We start from the raw sequence: 20,655 nt of genomic DNA, 5'->3' as shown, positions 1-20,655 counted from the left end.
GTCGTAGACAGCGCGGTGGGGTGCTGAGGCGTGCGGTTGATCGGCCACAGATGCCGGTGCCGCCGGCCGCCGGGCGCCTCCGCCGGCCACCCGGGATCGTCGGCGTCGTTGCCGGAGCTGCGCGGCCGGCGGGTGCGCGCGTGTTCGCGAGCCACCAGCAAGGCGAACACCAGGCCCAGCAGCAGCGGCATGTGGCTGGCGATGCGCGTCGCGGTCACCTCGCCGGCGAGCGCGTCGACGACCACGTAACTCAGCAGCGCGACGGAGTACACGCCGGTGATGGCCGCGACGCCGATCGCGGTGGCCGGCCAGACGCCGGCACCGATCATGGCCAGGCCCAGCGCCAGCAACCAGGCGGTGGATTCGTGCATCAGGTGCTCGCCCGACATGGCGCCGTGCATGTGGCTCGACACCATCCCGAAATCAATGCCGCTGATCTGCGCGGCCGCGATCGCCACCTGAAACACGCCGACCCCGATCAGCCCCCAGCGCCGGTAGCGCGACCGCAACCAGCGCGTCGAGCGGTGATAAGCGGGGGATTGCTGGTCGAGCCGGGCCATGATCTTGTCCACCAGGTCCGGGCCCTCGCCCGGCTCGACAGAAGCCAGCCGACGAGTCTGCACCGCCGCGCCGATCAGCCAGGCGCGGCAACCACGACACGATTCCAGGTGGGCATCGACCTGTTGCGCGAGCACCTGTGGACGTTCGCCGTCCAGTCGCGCAGAAAGCGCCTCACGCGCAACGTCACACCGCATCCCTGCATCGTTGCGCATGCCAGGTCGGCGCGCAAAGGCCGCGAAAACCACACCCCGGGAACCAAACCGTCCGGCAAACCGACCACTGAAGACAAGCCCGCCCGCCGCGACGACCCCCGAAGAGGTGTTCGTGTTCCTGCCCGACGGCCCCCGACGATGACCGCCCCGATCTGGATCGCCCTGCCGCCCGAGGTGCACTCCGCGTTGCTCAACAGCGGCCCGGGTTCGGGCCCGCTGCTCGCGGCCGCGGAGGCGTGGTCGGCGCTGGGCACCGAATATGCCGACGCGGCAGACGAACTCGTCGGGCTGCTGGGAGCGGTGCAGGGCGCGTGGGATGGTCCCAGCGCCGAACGCTATGTGGTCGCCCACGGGCCGTATCTTAGCTGGCTGCTCGAGAACGCTTCCAAAAGCACGCTCGCCGCGTCGTCGCACCGGACGGCGGCGGCCGCCCACGCCGCCGCGTTGACCACCATGCCGACGCTCGCCGAACTCGCCGCAAACCACGCCACCCATTCGGCGCTCGTGGCAACGAATTTCTTCGGCATCAACACCATCCCGATCGCGGTGAACGAGGCCGACTACGTGCGCATGTGGCTGCTGGCGGCCGAAACCATGACCGGCTACCAAGCCGTCAGCGACTCGGCCCTGGCGGCGGTCCCGACGGCCACGCCGGCGCCGGGGATCGTCGCGGTGGGTGAAGAGGCCAGGAGCGCGGCGGCCAACGCCGGCGCCTCGTGGCAGGACCAGCTCGCCGCGCTCATCCAGCAATACACCCGCAACTTCGCGTGGCCGGTGTCGAAGGACCTCAACCCCGCCGGATGGCCCGTCCCCGCCGTCCCGTTCGCCAACGGGCTCGCGTCGGCGCTGATGCAGGTTCCCGGAATGTCACCGACCCTTGCCGGCGCCCTGGCCTGGGCCACCTTCCACACCCTGATGATTTTCTGGCCCTTCGGGCAGCAGGCGGTCCAGCTCGCCATCTCGCTGGCCACCGTCGCGGGCGCGGGTGCGGCGGCGGGTGCCGCGGCCGGGGCCGGCATCGCGGTCCCGGTGTCGGTGGCCACCTCCCCGCCGACGGGCGTGGCCGCGCCGGCTCCGGTGGCCGCCGTGCCGGCCCCCGCCCCCGCGGCCGCCGCCTCGGCAAGCGCGGGCGGCGACGCACCCGTGCCCGGCCCCGCGGCGCCCGGCCAAACCCTCGGCCCGGGCGGGGGATCCGCCGGTGGCGGGCCGGGGGTCGGGTTCGGTCCGGCGGCGTCGACGGGCCTCGGTGCGGGCCTGTCCGACGTCCATTACGCCGTCGGCCTCTCCGGCTTGTCGGCACGCGGTAGCGCGGCCGGTCGCGCCCGTCGCAGCGCCGAGGAACCAGCGCCCGACGACGTCGACGCGCCGGCCCCCGCCGCGGCCGACCCGAAGCCGGCCCGCGGCCGCCGGCGTCGCGTGGCGACGGTCACAGACCCCGCCCACCGCCACGAATTCATGGATGTGGCCCGGCCGGACTCGCAAGGGGCCCTCCTCCCGGGAAGGGGCGGGCGCCCGGTCGGATTCGCCGGGGCCGCAACCCAATCCGGCGTGAGCCGGGCCGCCGGGCTGGCGACGCTGACCGGCGCAGCGGGCGACGGCGGCCCGGTGTTGCCGATGCTGCCCGGCAGCTGGGGCGACCATTCGCCCAATCCGGCTGAATAACAAGCAGTCCCGTTTCTCGACGTTCGCGGCCCGGGCCACGACGCGGGTTGGCTAATACCCTAGGGGGTATGGTATAACTTGAGCTGCGGATGGAACCCAAGGCGTGCGGTACGTAGGGCCTCTCGGCGGCCTCCTGCAGGCCGAATGGCCCTATCGGCCCCGGCGACGCGGGCCCAGACTCCGCACAGGACGACTGTGCACACGAGCGAAAGGAAACGTCAGTGTCCACGTTTCTCAAGCGGGCGTGGGTGCCGCTCGTCGTCGTGGTGGCAGTCGCCCTCGGGGGTGTCGCCGTCTATCGGCTCCGCGGCGTTTTCGGCTCCGACGCCATTTTCACCGCGACGGGCAGCAGCGCCGAACCGCTCGAGCCGTCCCATGTCAAGCGGGTGACGTACGAGGTTTACGGGCCCAGCGACACCACCGGAACCGTGAGCTACCTGGACACCAAGGCCCAGCCGGAACAGGCGAGCTTCACCGGCCTGCCCTGGACCTTCACGATCACGACGACGGTGCCGGCGGTGCTGGCCAGCGTGGTGGCGCAGGGCGACAGCGACAACATCGGGTGCCGCATCACCGTCAACGGTGAGCTCAAGGACGAACGGTCCGCCGCCGGCCATCACGCACAAACGTCCTGTCTGGTGAAGGCCGCATGAACACCAAAGACAACGAGCGCCCGAAATTCATGCGGTTCGTCCGCAGATTCGCGTGGCCCATCATCATCGGCTGGCTACTCCTGACGGCCGCTCTGAATGTGCTTGTGCCGCCGATCGAGTCGGTAGCGCGCAAGCACGCGGTCACCATGTCACCCCAGGACGCGCCCGCGATGATCGCCGCCAAACGCATCGGCGCGACGTTCCACGAATCCGATTCGGACAGCATCGCGATGATCGTCCTCGAAAGCGATCAACCACTCGGCGATGCGGCGCACCGCTATTACGACGGCCTCGTTGAGAAACTGCAGGCCGACCCCAAGCACGTGCAGCACGTGCAGAACGTGTGGGGAGACCCGCTGACGGCCGCCGGCGTCCAAAGCCGCGACGGCAAAGCCGCTTACGTCCAACTCAACCTGGCCGGCAACCAGGGCAGCACGCTGGGCAACCAGTCCGTCGACGCGGTGCGCAAGATCGTCGACAAGTCGGAGCCCCCGAAAGGGCTCAAGGTCTACGTCACCGGTCCGGCACCGCTGACGACGGACATGAACGAGGCCGCCGACAAGAGCATGTTCAAGATGATGGGCGTCACCGGCGTGGTCATCATGATCATGCTCTTCATCGCCTATCGGTCGATCAGCACCGTGCTGCTGGTGCTGGTGATGGTCGGTTTCGAGATGGGCACGGCCCGAGGGCTTGTCGCGTTACTGGGGAACAACGAGCTGTTGGGGTTCTCGACGTTCGTGGTGGCGATGCTGTCGTCGTTGGCGATCGCGGCGGGAACCGATTACGCGATCTTCCTCATCGGTCGTTACCAGGAGGCCCGCCAGGCCGGCCAGGACCGAAAAACCGCCTGGTACACGATGTTCCGCGGGACCTCGCACATCATCCTGGGGTCGGGGCTGACGATCGCCGGGGCCACGTTCTGCCTGCACCTGGCGCGGCTGTCGTACTTCAAGGCGCTGGGCATCCCGTCGGCTCTGGGGCTGCTCGTCGTCGTCGCGGGAGCGATGACGGCGGCGCCCGCCGTGGTCGCGGTGGCCAGCCGGTTCGGATTGCTCGACCCGAGGCGGATGATCAAGACGCGCGGGTGGCGGCGCATGGGCACCGCGACGGTGCGCTGGCCCGGCCCGGTGTTCGCGGCCTCGCTCGCCATCGCCATCGTCGGCATCCTCGTCATGCCGAGCATGAAGGTCAGCTTCAACGACCGCTTCTACATACCCGCCAACGTCCCGTCGAATGTCGGATACGCCGCCGCCGAGCGCCATTTCAGCGCCGCCACCATGAATCCCGACATCCTGATGATCGAGAGCGATCACGACATGCGCAACAGCGGTGACATGATCATCCTCGACCGCCTGGCCAAAGACATCTTCCGGTCGCCCGGGATCGCGATGGTGCAAAGCATCACCCGCCCGCTGGGCGGGCCGATCGAGCACACGTCGATACCGTTCCAGATCAGCGCTCAAGCCATTCCGATCCAGCAGAACCTCCAATTCATGAGGGACCGGACGGCCGACATGCTCAAGATGAGCGACGACCTCGGCGCCATGATCGGCTCGATGGAGCGCATGCAGGGCCTGCTGGGGCAGATGAGCAGCGCGACGCATCACATGGTCGGCGACATGGGCGACATGCAGGCCACGCTGAACGAGATGCGGGACCATCTGGCGGACTTCGACGATTTCGCCAGACCCTTCCGCAGCTATTTGTATTGGGAGCCACACTGTTTCAACATCCCGGTGTGTTGGGCGTCGCGATCGGTGTTCGAGGCGATCGACGGGGTGGACAAGTTCAGCGCCAACATGAGCACGCTGATCAAGGACATGGACAGCGTCGACGCGATCATGCCCCAGATGCTGGCCCAGTTCCCGCCGATGATCGCCGTCGCCAAGTCGATGCAGGGAACCTTGCTGACCATGCACAGCAGCTTTTCGGGCCTCGTCACGCAGATGGCCCAGATGACCGACACGGCCAGCGCGATGGGCCAGGCCTTCGACGCCTCCAGGAGCGGCGACTACTTCTACCTCCCGCCGGAAGCGTTCCAAAACCCCGACTTTCAGCGCGGCCTGAAACTCTTCCTGTCGCCGGACGGTAAGGCCGCGCGGTTCATCATCACCCACGACGCCGACCCGGCGACCCCGGCGGGCATCGCCGCGGTCAAGCCCGCGCTCGACGCCGCGCACCAAGCGGTGAAGGGCACGACGCTCACCGGCGCCAAGTTCTACCTCGCCGGGACGGCGGCGATCTACCGCGACATCCAGTCCGGTTCGAACTACGACCTGCTGATAGTCGGAATCGCGGCTCTCACGTTGATTTTCGTGGTCATGGTGATCATCACGCGGGCGCTGGTCGCTTCGTTGGTGATCGTCGGCACGGTGCTGCTGTCGCTGGGCGCGGCGTTCGGGCTGTCGGTGCTGGTGTGGCAACACCTCTTCGGGCTGGAATTGAACTGGATCGCACCGGTGTTCGGATTGATCATCCTGCTGGCCGTCGGATCCGACTACAACCTGCTGTTGGTGTCGCGGTTCCAGGAGGAGATCGGCGCGGGCCTGAGGACCGGCATCATCCGCTCGATGGGGGAGACCGGCGGCGTGGTCACGGCGGCGGGCCTGGTGTTCGCCTTCACCATGATGTCGATGGCCGCCAGCGATCTGCGCTCGATCGGCCAGGCCGGCACCACGATCGGCCTCGGCCTGTTGTTCGACACCCTGGTCGTGCGTTCCTTCATGACGCCGTCGATCGCCGCCCTGCTCGGGCGCTGGTTCTGGTGGCCGCAACGCGTGCGGCCGCGCCCGGCCAGTTACATGCTGCGCCCCTTCGGACCGCGTAGGTTGGTGCGCTCCCTACTGCTGGGTGAGGAGGCGGATCGGGCAGCCCGGCCGCAGCGACCCGACGGCCGGGGACCCGCTCCCGACGGGATGGCGTATTCGGGTGTCGACGGTTCGCGCGTCACCCCGGGTAGCGCCGGGGGGTGAACACCCGGTCGCCGAAATCGTCGGCATACCACTGGGTTTGCGACGATCCGACGATCAGCAGGCAGCGCATGTCGACCTCGGCGGGGTCGAGGTCGGCCAGCCGCACCACGCGCACGTCCTCCTCGGGCCCGGACACGTCACGGCCGATCACCACCGGCGTGCCCGGTTCGCGATGGCCCATCAACACGTCGCGCATCGCGCCGACCTGCCACGTGCGCGCCTTGGAAGCCGGGTTGTAGATCGCCAGCACCAGATCGGCGGCCGCGGCGGCGGCCAGCCGCGCCGAGATCACGTCCCACGTCTTGAGCCGGTCGGACAGCGAGATCACCGCGTAGTCGTGACCCAGCGGGGCGCCGACCCGGCTGGCGACGGCCTGCGCGGCCGTCATCGCCGGAATCACCCGGATCCGCACTGACGGCCACTGTTTGGCTTCCTCGAGCACCGCGGTCGCCATCGCGAACACGCCCGGGTCGCCCGACGACACCACCGCGACGGTGTGCCCCTGCTCGGCCAGCGCGCACGCCAGCCGCGCCCGCGTGGGTTCGTCGGTGTTGTCGCTGGGGTGGCGCCGCTGCCCGTCGCGGACCGGCACCCGATCCAGGTAGCCGCCGTAGCCGATCAAATCGGTCGCGGCGGCCAGCTCGCGTCGGCTCTGCGGCGTCATCCAGTCGCCCGAACCGGGCCCCAGGCCGACGACGGCGACGCTGCCCGCCGGCACCGGCCGGCGGTGTCCCCGGCGCCCACCCGGCAGCATGGCCAGCGAAAAGTAGGGCACGCCGATCTCGTCGACGTCCGCGGCGGCCATGATGCGCTGCCCCGACGTGCTGGCGCGCTCGACGTAGAACGCGTCGTCAAGCTGCCCGTTCGCCGAAAGCGCCTCGCGCACAGCGGGATAGGAGCGGCCGAGCTTGAGCACGACGGCGGCGTCGGCGTCGGCGAGCCGCCGCGTCAGTTCGGCCACCGGCAAGGTGCCCGGCAGCACCGACAGCACCTCGTCGCCGGCCACCAGCGGCGTCGCGATTGCCGCCGAGGCGGCGCTGACCGACGTGACGCCCGGCACGATGACCGCGTTGAACCGCTCCGTCAGCCGGGTGTGCAGGTGCATGTAGGAGCTGTAGAACAGCGGATCACCCTCGGCCAGCAGCGCCACATCGCGGCCCGCGTCGAGGTGCTCGGCGATGCGCCGCGTCGACTCGGCGTAGAAGTCGTCGAGCGCGCCCGCGTAGCCGCCGGGATGGTCGGTGGCCTCGGTGGTCACCGGATAGACCAGGTGCTCCTCGATCTGACCGGGCCGCAGGTACGGCTCGGCGATTCCCCGGGCGATGCTGCGGCCGTGCCGGGCGCTGTGGTAGGCCACCACGTCGGCCTCGCCGATCAGCCGGGCGGCCTTGACCGTCACCAACTCGGGGTCGCCGGGCCCCAAGCCGACGCCCCAGAGCGTGCCTCGTGCCCTCATTCCGCCTCGCTCGCGATCGCGTTGACCGCGGCGGCGGCCATCGCGCTGCCGCCGCGTCGGCCCCGCACCACCAGATAGGACATCCGGCGCGGACGGTCGATCAGCTCCTGTTTGGACTGCGCGGACCCGACGAACCCGACCGGCCCGCCGAGCACGGCCGCCGGCGGTGCGACCCCGTCGTCGATCAGCTCGAGTAGCCGGAACAGCGCGGTGGGGGCGTTGCCGATCGCGAGCACCGCGCCGGGCAGCCGCTCGGCCCACAGTTCCACCCCCGCCGCCGACCGGGTGGTGCGCCGGCGCGCGGCCAGCTCGGTCGCGCGCGGATCGGCCACCAGCGATACCACCTGGTTGTCGGCGGGCAGCCGGGCGGCGGTAATACCCGCCGCCACCATCGACGAATCGCACAGCACCGGGGCGCCGCCGCGCAGCGCGGCACCGGTCCGCGCGACGACGTCGTCGGTGTAGGCGACGTGGTCGGCGACGTCGACCTGCCCGCACGTGTGGATCAACCGAACCACCACCCGCGCGACGTCGGCCGGAAACCGCGCCAGGTCGGCCTCGGCGCGGATGGCCGCGAACGACTGCCGATAGATCTCGGCGGCGTCGCGGATGTAGTCGAGCACCCGCTCACCTTAAGGGCTGGTCACGAAGCAGTCGGTAGCCCTGTCCGGTGGCGACCAGCACCTGTCCTGCCGGCGGGCGGCCGCAGGCGCGCTCGCAGCCGACGAAATGACTGTGCACACCGGCATCCGAGTCCCGCTCCTGCAGCGACAGCGCGGCGTCCGCCCGCACATCGGCGGCCGAGTGCGCGCACCCCGGGCTGCCGGTGCAGGCGCTGACGCTCAGCCAGGGGGAGTTCTCGTCGAAGATCAGCCCCAGCGGCGCCAGCACGCGAAGCGCGGTGTCCGCGACGGCCTCGTCGACGTCACACACCAGCACCGACCGCCAGGGCGTGACCACCAGCGGGGCCTCGATGGCGGCCAGGAATTCCGCCGTCCGGGCGGGCAGCACGCCCAGTGGCACCGCGGCGCCCAGCGACACCCGCCCGTCGTCCTGGTTGATCCACCCGACCGGCCCCTTGGTGACGGGCGGGAACGGCGCGGCGCTCATGTCCGCCTCGGGCAGCAATTCGGCGACGTCCGCCAATTCGTCGACCCGCCAAGCCTTTCCGCGGATTTCGACGAACCGCACGGCCAGGGCGACCAGTGCCGGCGCCACGTCGCCGGCGGCCAGCCGGACGCCGGTGTCCCGGCCCGCCAGCAGCAGCGCGACCCCGTCGTCCAGCGCGTGCACGCCGACGTCGGCGCCCAGTCCCGAGACGTCGGCGCGGCCGTCGTCGACGCTGAACCAGAACCGGCCACCCAGCTCCGCGAGCCCGGGCTCGGCGCAGATCGCGGCGTCGAGCTCGCGCACCCACCCGCGCACGTCGGCGCGTCCGCCGGCCCGTCCGGACAGCGGTGACGCGACGATGTTGCGGACCCGTTCGTGGGTCGGCGAGGACAACAGCCCGGCGCCGGCGATCGCCTCGGCGACCGGCGTGACGTCGGTGAGCCCGCGCACCTGCACGTTCCCCCGGGCGGTCAGCTCGAGCGTTCCCGAGCCGAACTCGTTCGCGACTCCGGCCAACGTCGCGAGCTGGGCGGCGGTGATGCCGCCGCCGGGCAGCCGGACCCGCACCAGCGCCCCGTCCGCGGCCTGATGCGTCTGCAGCGCCCCCGGGCAGGCGTCGGTGTCGCGGGCTCGGACCATCACCACACGGTACGACCGTCTGGCGACAGGCCGGGCGCGCCAGGTCGGGTAGCCGACTACGCTAGCCGCCCGCGACCGCCGCGCCGGACACTGCGAACACCCATTTCTTCCAGGTCAGGAGCGTGGCATGGGACAGCGCGGTGGTCATGCGGTGGTGCTGGGCGCGAGTATGGGCGGCCTTTTGGCGGCCCGCGTGCTCGCCGACTTCTACGACCGGGTGACGGTGGTCGAGCGAGACATCTTGCCCGTCCATCCGATCAACCGGCGCGGCGTCCCCCAGGGCAGGCTGATCCACGCCCTGGCCGCACGCGGCACCCGGGTTCTCGACGAACTTTTCCCCGGCTTCATCGACGAGCTCACGGCCAAGGGCACCGGCATCTGGGCTGACGGGGATTTTTCGAAGGTGCAGATCTCGGTGGGCGGGCATTGCACGCCGTCATCCGGCAGGGCGCCGAACCCGCCCGTGGTCCTGTTCCCGAGCCGCCCCCTGCTGGAGTGGAACGTGCGCCGGCGGGTGCGGACGTTTCCGAACGTCACGTTCCTCGAATGTCACGACGTGGTCGGCCTGACCACGACGCCGGCCCGCGACCGAGTCATCGGGGCCAGGGTGGTGGACCGCGTCCTCGAGCGCGGCAAGACATTGCCCGCCGACCTCGTCGTCGACGCGACCGGGCGAGGATCCCGCACACCGGTCTTCCTGGAGGACCTCGGCTACGGCCGTCCCCGCGAGGACGAGGTGACGGTCCAGCTCGCCTACGCGTGCCAACGGCTGCGCCTGCAGCCCGGGGCCATCCACGAACACATGATCGCCCTCTTTCCCGAGCCGGGGCGAACGAAGATGTTCGGCCTGATCAGAAACGAGAACGACACGTGGATGTTCGGCGTCGGGGCGATGGCCGGACTCCAGCCTCCGGGCGAGACCGCCGAAATGCTCTCGTTCGTCGAGGATTTCGTGCCCGCCCGCGTGCTGGAAGCGCTGCGTGCCGCCGAACCGCTGGACGCGGTGGTGCACCACCGCGTGCCCTCGAACCGGTGGCGGCGTTACGACAAGATGCGCCGCACGCCCGACGGCCTGCTGGTCGTCGGTGACGCGGTGTGCAGCTTCAACCCCATCTACGGGCAGGGCATGACGGTCGCCGCGATCGAGGCGACGGTGCTGCGCGCTTGCCTGCTCCGCGGCGATCGCGACCTGCCGCGACGCTTCTTCCGCGAGTCCGCGAAAACGGTTCGGGTGGCCTGGCAGACCGCCGCCGGCTCCGACCTGGCGCTGCCCGAGGTGGTGGGGCGCAGGACCATGTCGATGCGGATCAGCAACGCCTTCCTGGAGAGGGTGCTGACCGCCGTCGAGGTCGACCCCGTCGTCGCCGGGCAGTTCATGCGGGTCACGGCGATGATCGACCCGCCGACTTCGTTGTTCCGCCCGTCGATTCTGCGGCGCGTCGCCCGCGCCCGGGGCCATCGGCCGACGGATGCCCGACCGGTCGCCGAGGTCTCCGGCGGCCGCGACACCCGGACGCATGTCGAAGTCAACCGCAACCGAGAGAAGGGAATTCAGATGACAACCGACAACATCGAGGTGACCAAGAGTGGCTACGAGGCGTTCACCGCGGGCGACCTCGAAGCGGCGCTGGACGTGTTCGACGACTCCGCCGAGTGGACCATCAACGGCGAGAGCATGATTGGTGGCACCTACCGGGGCAAGAATGAGCTCACCGAACTGTTCATGCGGCTGTCGGAGAAGGCGACCAAAGTCGAGACGAAGCGCTACCTCGCCGACGGTGACGTCGTCATGGTCCTGACCCGGGTGACCGTCGGCGACGAGAGCGCCGACGAAGCCGACGTGTTCGAGTTCCGCAACGGCAAGGTCGTCAAGGCCCACTCGTTCGGCGACACCGCCATGCAGGAGCGCATCTTCGGCAGCAAGCGGGTAGCGGCCGGATAGTGGCTGGAACCTGTCGCTACGCCGGCCCGACCGGCGTAGCGTGCAGGCCAGCGAGAGGTCGGGTGATTGCCATGACACCGAAACGCCCACTGACGGTCGCGATCATCGGCGCCGGGATGTCCGGCATCTGCATGGCCGCCAAGCTGCAGAACGCCGGCATCGACTCGTTCACCATTTTTGAGAAGGCGGACGACGTCGGGGGCACCTGGCGCGACAACACGTATCCCGGACTCACCTGCGACGTCCCGTCGCGCTATTACTCGTATTCGTTCCGGCCCAACCCGAACTGGTCGCACTGGCTGCCACCGGGTCCGGAGATCCAGGCGTATTTCCAGCAGGTGGCGCGGGAACGCGGCATCCGGCCGCACATCCGCTTCGGCACCGCCGTCACCGCAGCCCGATACGAGGATGGGCGCTGGCGCCTCACCACCCCCGACGGCGAGGAGACGTTCGACGTTCTCGTCACGGCGACCGGGGTGCTGCGGGTGCCCCGCTATCCCGAAATCCCCGGCCGGGACACGTTCGCCGGACCGGCGTTTCATTCCGCCCGGTGGGACCACTCGGTGTCGTTGCCGGACAAGAGGATCGGTTTGATCGGTACCGGCTCGACCGGTGTGCAGATCACCGCGGAGCTCGGCGGAAAGGTGCGGCAGCTGAAGGTGTTCCAGCGCACCGCGCAGTGGGTCTACCCCATGCCCAACCCGCGTTACTCGAAGCTGACCCGCGCGGCGCTGTCCCGGTGGCCGGCGCTGAACGGTTTGCCCTATCGCTTCTGGGGATTGTTCGTCAGGTACCTGTTGGGACGGGCGCCGATCCGCCCCGGGTGGCAGCGCCGGCTCGTGCAGGCCGAGTGCCGGTGGAACCTGCGGCTCTCGGTGCGCGACCCGGAGTTGCGGGCCAAGCTGACGCCCACCTATCAGCCGATGTGCAAGCGGCAGGTGATGGCCGGGCACTTCTACCGCGCCGTGCAGCAGCCCGGTGTCGAGGTGATCACCGATCCGATCGACCACATCGAGCCGCGCGGCATCGTCACCGCCGACGGCACGCTGCACGAATTGGATCTGTTGGTCTACGCCACCGGGTTCGACGCGCGCGCATACGTGCGCCCGCTGGAGGTGATCGGGGAGGGCGGGCTCACCCTGGACGAGGCGTGGGCCGACGGCCCGATGGCCTACCGGTCCGTCGCGGTGCCGGGGTTCCCGAACCTGTTCATGTTGATGGGCCCGCACTCGCCGATCGGCAACCAGTCGCTGGTGCCGATCGCCGAGGACCAGGCCGACTACGTGATGTGGTGGATCGAGCGGCTCCGCGACGGCGTGGTGCGCGCCGCGGCGCCGACCGAGGCGGCCACCAAAGAGTACAACGAGAGTATGAAAGCCGCGATGCCACAAACCATTTGGGTCAGCGGCTGCAGCAGTTGGTACCTCGGCAAGGATGGCCTGCCCGAGCTGTTCCCCTGGACGCCGGAAACCCACCGTGAACTGTTGCGCGAACCCCGCCTCGCCGATTTCGAGGTGCGCACCGGCTGAGCGTCAAGACGTTCCGGTCCGCCGGGCATACTCCTGGCGTTTGTCGGTTTCCAGGTCGGTGGTGAACACGCGGTCCGTGCCCACCGCGCGTCCGAGCGCCTCCGCCATGGCTTGCGGCATTAGCCGCTGCACCGACGCCAGGATGCCCATCGAACGCGGAACGACCACGCGCCGTTTCGGTTTGGCGATCACGCCGACGACGGCGCGCGCGACATCGTCCGGCTCGGCATTCTTGAAGCCCCGCGCCTGCCCGACGCCGGCGATCATTTCGGTGTTCGTCAGGGTCGGCATGATCGTCGAGAAGTGGATGCCGCGGCCACGGGTCTCCATGCGCACGGAGTCGGTGTACCCGAGCACGGCGTGCTTGGTGGCGCAATAGGTCGCGATGCCCGCACACGGCACCACGCTGCCCATCGACCCGATGTTGACGATGTGACCGCGACCGCGCGGCAGCATCCGTTGCGCAGCCAGCTTGGTGCCCAGGATGACGCCGCGGATGTTGACGTCGAGCACCCGCTGGGTGGCGGCGTCGGGCTCATCGATCGCGCTGCCCGCGGCGATGACACCGGCGTTGTTCACCAGCACGTCGAGCGGTCCGAGCGCGTCTTCGACGGCGTCGAGGAAATCGGTGAAGGATTGGCGGTCGGTCACGTCCAGGCTGCGGGACATCGCCAGCCCCAGCCGGTCGCCCGCCTCCCGCGCGGCCGCTTCGTCGATGTCCCCGATGGCGACCCGCGCGCCCAAGCCGTGCAAGGACCGGGCGATCGCCAGGCCGATGCCGCGGGCACCGCCGGTGACGGCGACGACTTTGTTCGCAACAGGTTCGGGTTTCATCACGCCAGTCTTGCGCCGAACGTCCGTTCCGGGCGACGTTCGACCAAATTCTCCGGTTGGAGGTGTGTCGCCCTGGGCACACTCGTCCCCGTGAGGACGGTGGAGTACGCCCCGGGACGGTTGGCCGACGTGTTCGGCGACTCGACGCAACCCACGGTGTTGCTCTGGCATGGCATGCAGACCGACGCCCGCGCCGCCGTCCGCCCGCTTGCCGGCCTCATCGCCGACCGCGGTGCGGCGGTGGTCGCGCCCGATTGGAATTCCCACGCCGACGACGGCGGGCGAGCCGATTTGTTGCGCTCGCTCGAGTTCGCCCGCGCCCGGGCGTCCGGCGCCATGGTGCTGGTCGGGTGGTCGCTGGGCGGTTGCGCCGCGGCGGGCCTGACACTCGACGCGGCGCGCTTCGACCTCGCCCTCGCGCACACGGTGTGCATGGCGGGCGCCTTCATGGTCCCCGATCCGATCTCCGGTCGCCCGCCGGGCGCGATGCTGACCGCCGACCGCCTCGGCTCGCCGTTCACGTTGCTGCACGGACTGGCCGACGACGCCGTGCCGGTGACGGCAAGCAGGGCGTTCGCCGCGCAGCTGCAGGAGGTGGGCTGGCCGGTCGACCTGGTGGAGCTGGCCGCCGATCACGGGTCGATCGCGGGCGCCGACTATGACCCGGTCGCGGACCGCTACGAGCCGGGGACGAGCCGGGAGGCGCTCGAGGTGGCCGGCGAGGTCGCCGCTCGCATCGCGGCGACGCTGCGGTACGAATGACGGGTGGCTGAGCCGACCGTCCTGCTGCTGTCGACGTCCGACACGGACCTGATCAGCGCCCGTGCCAGCGGCAAGAACTATCGGTGGGCCAACCCGTCGCGGCTGCCCGACCCCCCAGCTGATTCAGAACTGCCCAACCTGCTCGCCGGCGCGTCCATCGCGGTGGTCCGCATCCTCGGCGGCTACCGTGCCTGGCAGGACGGCATCGACACGGTGATCGCCAGCGGCGTCCCGACGGTGCTGGTCAGCGGCGAACAGGCCGCCGACGCCGAGCTGACCGGCCTGTCGACCCTGGCGGCCGGCATCGCGGTGCAGACCCACATCTACCTCGCCCATGGCGGCGTCGAGAACCTGCGCCAGCTGCACGCCTTTCTCTCCGACACGGTCCTGATGACCGGCTTCGGGTTCGCCCCGCCCGTGGTGACGCCGACGTGGGGCGAGTTGGAGCGGCCGGATGCTAAGGGCGCCGACGGCCCCACCATCGCGGTGCTCTACTACCGCGCCCAGCAGCTGGCCGGCAACACCGCCTACATCGAGTCGCTGTGCCGGGCCATCGAGGACGCCGGCGGCCGCGCGCTGCCGGTCTACTGCGCCTCGCTGCGCACCGCCGAACCCGAACTGCTGGACCGGCTCGCCGACGCCGACGCCATGGTGGTCACCGTGCTGGCCGCGGGCGGACTGCGACCGGCCGCGGTGTCCGCCGGCGGCACCGATGACACCTGGAACGTCGAACACCTTGCCGCCCTGGACATTCCGATCCTGCAGGGCCTGTGCCTGACCAGCCCCCGCGAGCAATGGCACGCCAACGACGACGGCCTGAGCCCGCTCGACGTGGCCACCCAGGTGGCGGTGCCCGAGTTCGACGGCCGCATCATCACGGTTCCCTTCTCGTTCAAGGAAATCGACGACGACGGGCTGATCTCCTACGCCGCCGACCCGGAACGCTGCGCGCGGGTCGCCGGGCTGGCGCTCCGGCACGCGCGGCTGCGGCACGTCGATCCCGCCGACAAGCGCGTTGCGCTGGTCTTTTCGGCCTATCCCACCAAACACGCCCGGATCGGCAACGCGGTCGGGCTGGACACCCCGGCCAGCGCGGTCGCGCTGCTGCGGGCGATGCGGGAGCGTGGCTATCGGGTGGGCGACCTGCCCGGTGTCGAGGCCGGCGACGGCGACGCCCTGATCCACGCGCTGATCGAACGCGGCGGGCAGGACCCCGACTGGCTCACCGACGGCCAACTTGCCGGCAACCCGATCCGGTTGTCCGCCAAGGACTATCGCGAATGGTTCGCGGCGCTGCCGGCCGAACTCACCGACGCCGTGCAGAAGCATTGGGGCCCGCCGCCCGGCGACCTGTTCGTCGACCGCACGAACGACCCCGACGGCGAGATCGTCATCGCCGCAATGCAATCGGGCAACCTCGTGCTGATGGTCCAGCCGCCGCGCGGTTTTGGCGAGAACCCGGTGGCGATCTATCACGATCCGGACCTGCCGCCCAGCCACCACTACCTGGCCGCCTATCACTGGCTGGATGCCGGGTTTCGCGCCGACGCCGTCGTCCACCTGGGCAAGCACGGCAACCTCGAGTGGCTACCCGGCAAGACCCTGGGCATGTCGGCGGCCTGCGGGCCCGACGCCGCGCTGGGCGACCTGCCGCTGATCTACCCGTTCCTGGTCAACGACCCCGGCGAGGGCACCCAGGCGAAGCGGCGTGCGCACGCCGTGCTCGTGGACCACCTCATTCCGCCGATGGCCCGCGCCGAAACCTACGGCGACATCGCACGTTTGGAGCAGTTGCTCGACGAGCACGCCAACGTGGCGGCGCTGGATCCCGGCAAGCTGCCCGCCATCCGCCAGCAGATCTGGACCCTGATCCGGGCCGCCAAGATGGACCACGACCTCGGGCTCACCGAACGGCCGGACGAGGACGCCTTCGACGAGATGATCCTGCACGTCGACGGGTGGCTGTGCGAGATCAAGGACGTGCAGATCCGCGACGGCCTGCATGTCCTCGGGCAAAAGCCGACGGGGGACGCCGAACTCGACCTGGTGCTGGCCATCCTGCGGGCGCGGCAGCTGTTCGGCGGCGAACACGTCCTCCCCGGCCTGCGGCAGGCCCTGGGCCTGGCCGAGGACGGCACCGACGAACGGTCGTCGGTCGACCGCGCCGAGTCCGCGGCCCGCGAACTGGTCGGCGGGCTGCAGGCCGCCGACTGGAACCCCGGCGCCGTCCACCGGCTCACCGACGACCCCGACGTCGCCGCGGTGCTTCGGTTCGCGGCCACCGAGGTGGTGCCCCGACTGGCCGGGACCGCATCCGAAATCGACCAGGTGCTGCGGGCGCTGGACGGGCGGTTCATCCCCGCGGGCCCGTCGGGGTCGCCGCTGCGCGGCCTGGTGAACGTGCTGCCCACCGGGCGCAACTTCTACTCCGTCGACCCCAAGGCGGTGCCGTCGCGCCTGGCGTGGGAAGCCGGTGTGGCGCTGGCGGATTCGCTGCTGGGCCGATACCGGACCGACCACGAGCAATGGCCGCAATCGGTGGGGCTGTCGGTGTGGGGCACCTCGGCGATGCGCACCGCCGGCGACGACATCGCCGAAGTTCTTGCGCTGCTGGGCGTCCGGCCGGTCTGGGACGACGCGTCGCGGCGGGTGGTGGGCCTGACGCCGATTTCGCTTGCCGAGCTGGGCCGTCCGCGCATCGACGTGACGGTCCGCATCTCCGGGTTCTTCCGGGACGCCTTCCCGCACGTCGTCACCATGCTCGACGACGCGGTGCGGTTGGTCGCCGACCTCGACGAGCCCGCCGAGGACAACTACGTCCGCGCGCACGCCCAGGCCGACCTGGCCCAGCACGGCGACCAACGTCGTTCCACCACAAGGATATTCGGCTCCAAGCCGGGCACCTACGGCGCGGGCCTGCTGCAGCTGATCGACAGCCGCAACTGGCGCGATGACGCCGACCTCGCGCAGGTGTACACCGCCTGGGGCGGATTCGCCTACGGGCGCGACCTGGACGGGCGCGAGGCCGTCGACGACATGAACCGCCAGTACCGGCGGATCGCGGTGGCCGCCAAGAACACCGACACCCGCGAGCACGACATCGCCGACTCCGACGACTACTTCCAGTACCACGGCGGCATGGTCGCCACGGTGCGCGCCCTGACCGGGCGGGCGCCGGCCGCCTACATCGGCGACAACACCCGGCCCGACGCGATCCGCACCCGCACCCTGTCGGAGGAGACCACCCGGGTGTTCCGCGCCCGCGTGGTCAACCCGCGCTGGATGGCGGCAATGCGCCGGCACGGCTACAAGGGCGCCTTCGAGATGGCCGCGACGGTGGACTACCTGTTCGGCTACGACGCCACGGCGGGGGTGATGGCGGACTGGATGTACGAGCAGCTGACCGAGCGATACGTGCTGGATGCCGAGAACCGCAAGTTCATGGCGGAATCCAACCCCTGGGCGCTGCACGGCATGGCCGAGCGGCTGCTGGAGGCCGCCGGCCGCGGCATGTGGGCGCAGCCGCATCCGGAGACGCTCGACGGCCTGCGCCGGGCGCTGCTCGAGAGCGAGGGTGACCTGGAGGGCTAGTTCCCCCGGCGAGCCCGCGCGAGTGTGAAGCCGGCCGCACGCTCGGCACCGAACGTGAAGCTGGCCGCACACTCGGCACGAGCGGGCTGCCGGGCTAAGTTGAGACCGTGACGCCCACCTTCGCCGACCTCGCCAAGGCGCAATACATCCTGCTGACCACGTTCACCAAGGACGGCCGGCCCAAGCCGGTACCGGTCTGGGCCGCGGCCGACGGCGACCGGCTGCTCGTCATCACCGAGGCCAAGTCGTGGAAGGTCAAGCGGATCCGCAACACGCCGCGGGTGACGCTGGCCACCTGCACCATGCGGGGCCGCCCGACCAGCGAGGCCGTCGAGGGCACCGCGGCCATCCTGGACAAGTCGCAGACGGCGGCCGTCTACGACGCGATCGGGCAGCGTTACGGCATCGTGGGCAAGGTCTTCAACTTCGCCAGCAAGCTGCGTGGCGGCATGGACAACAACGTCGGTCTCGAGCTCAAAGTGGCCCACACCTGAACCCGCATGGGCACCGTCCTGATCCCCGTCCCGGATCGCGACTTCGACCCGACCGAGGTCGCGGTCAGCTGGCGCGTGTTGACCCGCGACGGCCACCGGGTGGTGTTCGCCACCGAGAGCGGCGCGCCCGGCGCGGCTGACGACATCATGGTGACCGGCCGCGGCCTGGACGTGTGGTCGGCCCTGCCGGTGCTGGGCGCGGTCCCGCTGATCGGCCTGGTGTTGCGGGCGAACAAGGACGGGCGCACCGCATACCGAGAGATGCTGGGATCCAAGGAGTTCCGGCACCCGCTCAGCTGGTCGCAAGCCGGGCTCGACGGCATCGACGCGCTGCTGCTGCCGGGCGGGCATCGCGCCCGCGGGATGCGCAGTTACGTCGACAGCGACATCCTGCACCGGCTGGTCGCCGAGGCGTTCGCCCGCGGGCTGATCGTGGCCGCGATCTGTCATGGCGTGCTGCTCGCCGCCCGCAGCATCGACCCCGCCACCGGCCGCTCGGTGCTCTACGGGCGCAAGACCACGGCGCTGACGTGGGCGATGGAGGCCACCGCCTGGAAGCTCACCCGCCGCACCCGATTCTGGGATCGCGACTACTACCGGACCTACACCGAGGAGCCCGGCCAGCCCGCCGGGTACATGTCCGTGCAGTCGGAAGTCACCCGCGCCCTGAAAGATCCGGCGGATTTCCGGGACGTGGCCCCCGGCACGCCGCACCGCTGGCTCAAGTCGTCGGGGATGGTGCGCGACACCGCCACCGACCCGCGCCCGGCGTTCGTCGTTGACGACGGCGGCTACGTGTCGGCGCGCTGGCCCGGCGACACGCACACCTTCGCGACGGTGCTGTCGCGGAAGCTGAAGTGATGCCCGCCCACGGTGCTACGTGGTTGCCCCGGCCGCCAGATGCTCGCCGAAGAACGCGAACACGCGCTTCCACGCGTCTTCGGTGGCGGCCGCGTCGTAGCCGAAACCCGCGATGCGAAGCAGCGGTTCGGCGGGAAGGCTGTTCGCGAAGCTGTGCCCGACGCCGGGGTAGACCTTGGTGTCGGTGGTGATCTGCTTGGCCGCGGTCACCTCCCGGAATTTTTCGGGTGCCCCGCGCCCGAGCGGGTCACGGCCGCCGAAGCTCGCCACGATCGGGCACGCCCCGTCCAGGGTCTTGCCGAGGTCGCGGGGCAGCGGGGTGCCGTAGAACGGCGCGGAGGCGCCGAAACCCTTGGGCGACATGACGAGGGCAAAGTGGCCGCCCATGCAGAATCCCGCGATGCCGACGCCTCCGGAACACTCGGGCATCGACTTGAGGTGGTCGCGCGCCGCCAGGATGTCGTCGAGGGCGCGGCCGCGCTGCGCGTGCATCTCCCGCATCACCCGGGCGATGCAACGGATTCGGCCGCCGCGGGCGTACATGTTCGGGGTGAGCGCCAGGTACCCGGCCCGCGCGATGCGCTCGTTGGTGGCCTGCTTGTCCCGGCCGTAGCCCACCGCGTCGTGGATCACCACCACACCCGGCCACGGGCCCTGCCCCTGCGGAACGTTCAGCAGCGCATCGATCGGTCCGTCGGGGGTGTCGATCTCAATCGTTGTCATAGCGTCATCTAACTGCAGCCGAGACCGGCGCCACCAGGGGAACTCGGGGACCGCGCGCAGACGTTGGCCAGACATGCTGTCGCGGCTGTTGTTGATCTACGCCGTCGTCGAGCTGGCCGTGGTCATCGCCCTGGTCTCGACGGTCGGATGGGGCTGGACCCTGCTGGCGCTGCTGGCCACCCTCCTGCTGGGGTGGGGCCTGCTCGCGCCGATGGCGGGTTCTCAGCTGCTTCGCCAGATCGGGCAATTGCGGTCCGGCGTGACCGAGCCGCGCGACGCCATGAGTGAGGGGGCGATGGTCACGGTGGCCACCCTCCTCATCCTGGTTCCGGGGCTGGTGACCACGGCGTTGGGACTGTCGCTGCTGGTGCCGCCGGTGCGCAGAGCCGCCGGACCCGCCCTGGCCGCGATCGGGATGCGCGGCCTGCGCCGGCGGATGCCGCTGATCGCCGACGCGACGTTGTTCCGCCCCGGTAGCCGCGGCTACCCGAGCCCGGGCACCGATTACATCGACGGCGAGGTCGTCGACGTGCGCGACTTCCGCGCGCCCGCCCTGCCCGACGAGCCGCGCGGAGGGTTCCCGGGACACCCGGGGTGGGATTAGCGTCAGCCCTCCTCGTGATCGCCTTGACCGCCCCGGCCGTCGCCGCA

The 20,655-nt window shown here is 70.4% G+C and carries 15 protein-coding genes and 1 pseudogene; 10 read left to right on the top strand and 6 right to left on the bottom strand.

Annotated elements, in window-relative coordinates; translation table 11 throughout:
• Positions 1–137 precede the first annotated feature (137 nt).
• Positions 138–755, bottom strand: a pseudogene (locus tag A5696_RS28175) (DUF2275 domain-containing protein); the annotation flags it as partial.
• A 156-nt stretch (positions 756–911) separates the two neighbouring features.
• Here A5696_RS28175 and A5696_RS02395 point away from each other — a divergent pair.
• The 3 genes from A5696_RS02395 to A5696_RS02385 all read left to right on the top strand — a co-directional run bounded on the left by A5696_RS02395 (position 912) and on the right by A5696_RS02385 (position 6,063).
• Positions 912–2,435, top strand: a complete 1,524-nt coding sequence (locus A5696_RS02395; RefSeq protein ID WP_067872796.1) for a PPE family protein — start codon at positions 912–914, stop codon at positions 2,433–2,435.
• Between the two features lie 221 nt (positions 2,436–2,656).
• Positions 2,657–3,088, top strand: a complete 432-nt coding sequence (locus A5696_RS02390) for an MmpS family transport accessory protein (RefSeq protein ID WP_067872793.1) — start codon at positions 2,657–2,659, stop codon at positions 3,086–3,088.
• Entirely contained in the window at positions 3,085–6,063 is a 2,979-nt protein-coding gene (locus A5696_RS02385) for an RND family transporter (RefSeq protein ID WP_082968881.1), read from the top strand. The genes A5696_RS02390 and A5696_RS02385 overlap by 4 nt, the downstream gene beginning before the upstream one ends.
• Here the strand turns inward: A5696_RS02385 and A5696_RS02380 are convergent.
• The 3 genes from A5696_RS02380 to cobG are packed head-to-tail and all read right to left on the bottom strand — an operon-like array spanning position 6,038 to position 9,268.
• Positions 6,038–7,519, bottom strand: coding sequence for a precorrin-2 C(20)-methyltransferase (locus tag A5696_RS02380; RefSeq protein WP_067872790.1), 1,482 nt, complete (start codon positions 7,517–7,519; stop codon positions 6,038–6,040). The genes A5696_RS02385 and A5696_RS02380 overlap by 26 nt on opposite strands.
• Positions 7,516–8,142: a precorrin-8X methylmutase gene (locus A5696_RS02375; protein ID WP_067872787.1), complete on the bottom strand. Its 627-nt coding sequence runs from the start codon at positions 8,140–8,142 to the stop codon at positions 7,516–7,518. Before A5696_RS02375 ends, A5696_RS02380 begins: the two co-directional genes overlap by 4 nt.
• A 4-nt stretch (positions 8,143–8,146) precedes the next feature.
• Complete coding sequence (gene cobG, locus A5696_RS02370; protein ID WP_067872916.1) at positions 8,147–9,268, bottom strand: precorrin-3B synthase; 1,122 nt, start codon at positions 9,266–9,268, stop codon at positions 8,147–8,149.
• A 127-nt stretch (positions 9,269–9,395) separates the two neighbouring features.
• On the opposite strand from cobG, the gene A5696_RS02365 reads away from it, so the two are divergent.
• A complete protein-coding gene (locus A5696_RS02365; protein WP_082968880.1) occupies positions 9,396–11,210 on the top strand; it encodes a nuclear transport factor 2 family protein in 1,815 nt (604 codons plus the stop codon).
• 71 nt (positions 11,211–11,281) lie between these two features.
• The gene (locus A5696_RS02360; protein ID WP_067872781.1) at positions 11,282–12,739 is read left to right on the top strand and encodes an NAD(P)/FAD-dependent oxidoreductase; all 1,458 of its coding nucleotides are present in this window, start codon (positions 11,282–11,284) and stop codon (positions 12,737–12,739) included.
• 3 nt (positions 12,740–12,742) lie between these two features.
• Here A5696_RS02360 and A5696_RS02355 read toward each other — a convergent pair whose 3' ends face one another.
• Positions 12,743–13,573 carry an SDR family oxidoreductase gene (locus A5696_RS02355; RefSeq protein ID WP_067872778.1) on the bottom strand — a complete coding sequence of 277 codons (831 nt, stop codon included), beginning with the start codon at positions 13,571–13,573 and terminating at the stop codon, positions 12,743–12,745.
• A 90-nt stretch (positions 13,574–13,663) separates the two neighbouring features.
• On the opposite strand from A5696_RS02355, the gene A5696_RS02350 reads away from it, so the two are divergent.
• The 4 genes from A5696_RS02350 to A5696_RS02335 all read left to right on the top strand — a co-directional run bounded on the left by A5696_RS02350 (position 13,664) and on the right by A5696_RS02335 (position 19,281).
• Complete coding sequence (locus A5696_RS02350; RefSeq protein WP_067872775.1) at positions 13,664–14,335, top strand: alpha/beta hydrolase; 672 nt, start codon at positions 13,664–13,666, stop codon at positions 14,333–14,335.
• 3 nt (positions 14,336–14,338) lie between these two features.
• On the top strand, positions 14,339–17,926 hold the full coding sequence (gene cobN / locus A5696_RS02345) for a cobaltochelatase subunit CobN (protein WP_067872772.1): 3,588 nt from the start codon (positions 14,339–14,341) through the stop codon (positions 17,924–17,926).
• Positions 17,927–18,033: 107 nt separating this feature from the next.
• Complete coding sequence (locus tag A5696_RS02340; protein ID WP_067872769.1) at positions 18,034–18,420, top strand: PPOX class F420-dependent oxidoreductase; 387 nt, start codon at positions 18,034–18,036, stop codon at positions 18,418–18,420.
• 6 nt (positions 18,421–18,426) lie between these two features.
• Positions 18,427–19,281, top strand: coding sequence for a type 1 glutamine amidotransferase domain-containing protein (locus A5696_RS02335; protein ID WP_067872766.1), 855 nt, complete (start codon positions 18,427–18,429; stop codon positions 19,279–19,281).
• Positions 19,282–19,296: 15 nt separating this feature from the next.
• Here A5696_RS02335 and A5696_RS02330 read toward each other — a convergent pair whose 3' ends face one another.
• Positions 19,297–20,004, bottom strand: coding sequence for a dienelactone hydrolase family protein (locus A5696_RS02330; RefSeq protein ID WP_067872763.1), 708 nt, complete (start codon positions 20,002–20,004; stop codon positions 19,297–19,299).
• A gap of 73 nt (positions 20,005–20,077) precedes the next feature.
• On the opposite strand from A5696_RS02330, the gene A5696_RS02325 reads away from it, so the two are divergent.
• Positions 20,078–20,608 (top strand): FxsA family protein, encoded by a 531-nt coding sequence (locus A5696_RS02325; RefSeq protein ID WP_067872760.1) that lies wholly within the window; start codon positions 20,078–20,080, stop codon positions 20,606–20,608.
• Positions 20,609–20,655 lie beyond the last annotated feature (47 nt).

The sequence above is a fragment of the Mycobacterium sp. E2699 genome (assembly GCF_001666745.1).
GTDB lineage: Bacteria > Actinomycetota > Actinomycetes > Mycobacteriales > Mycobacteriaceae > Mycobacterium.
This window is presented reverse-complemented; position numbering and strand designations above follow the sequence as displayed.

Bases quoted from the DNA above. Each gene is read 5' to 3' on its own strand.
- A5696_RS02395 (WP_067872796.1), top strand. From the start codon at position 912: ATGACCGCCCCGATCTGGATCGCCCTGCCGCCCGAGGTGCACTCCGCG.
- A5696_RS02385 (WP_082968881.1), top strand. From the start codon at position 3,085: ATGAACACCAAAGACAACGAGCGCCCGAAATTCATGCGGTTCGTCCGC.
- A5696_RS02380 (WP_067872790.1), bottom strand. From the start codon at position 7,519: ATGAGGGCACGAGGCACGCTCTGGGGCGTCGGCTTGGGGCCCGGCGAC.
- cobG (WP_067872916.1), bottom strand. From the start codon at position 9,268: ATGGTCCGAGCCCGCGACACCGACGCCTGCCCGGGGGCGCTGCAGACG.
- A5696_RS02365 (WP_082968880.1), top strand. From the start codon at position 9,396: ATGGGACAGCGCGGTGGTCATGCGGTGGTGCTGGGCGCGAGTATGGGC.
- A5696_RS02360 (WP_067872781.1), top strand. From the start codon at position 11,282: ATGACACCGAAACGCCCACTGACGGTCGCGATCATCGGCGCCGGGATG.
- A5696_RS02355 (WP_067872778.1), bottom strand. From the start codon at position 13,573: ATGAAACCCGAACCTGTTGCGAACAAAGTCGTCGCCGTCACCGGCGGT.
- A5696_RS02335 (WP_067872766.1), top strand. From the start codon at position 18,427: ATGGGCACCGTCCTGATCCCCGTCCCGGATCGCGACTTCGACCCGACC.
- A5696_RS02330 (WP_067872763.1), bottom strand. From the start codon at position 20,004: ATGACAACGATTGAGATCGACACCCCCGACGGACCGATCGATGCGCTG.
- A5696_RS02325 (WP_067872760.1), top strand. From the start codon at position 20,078: ATGCTGTCGCGGCTGTTGTTGATCTACGCCGTCGTCGAGCTGGCCGTG.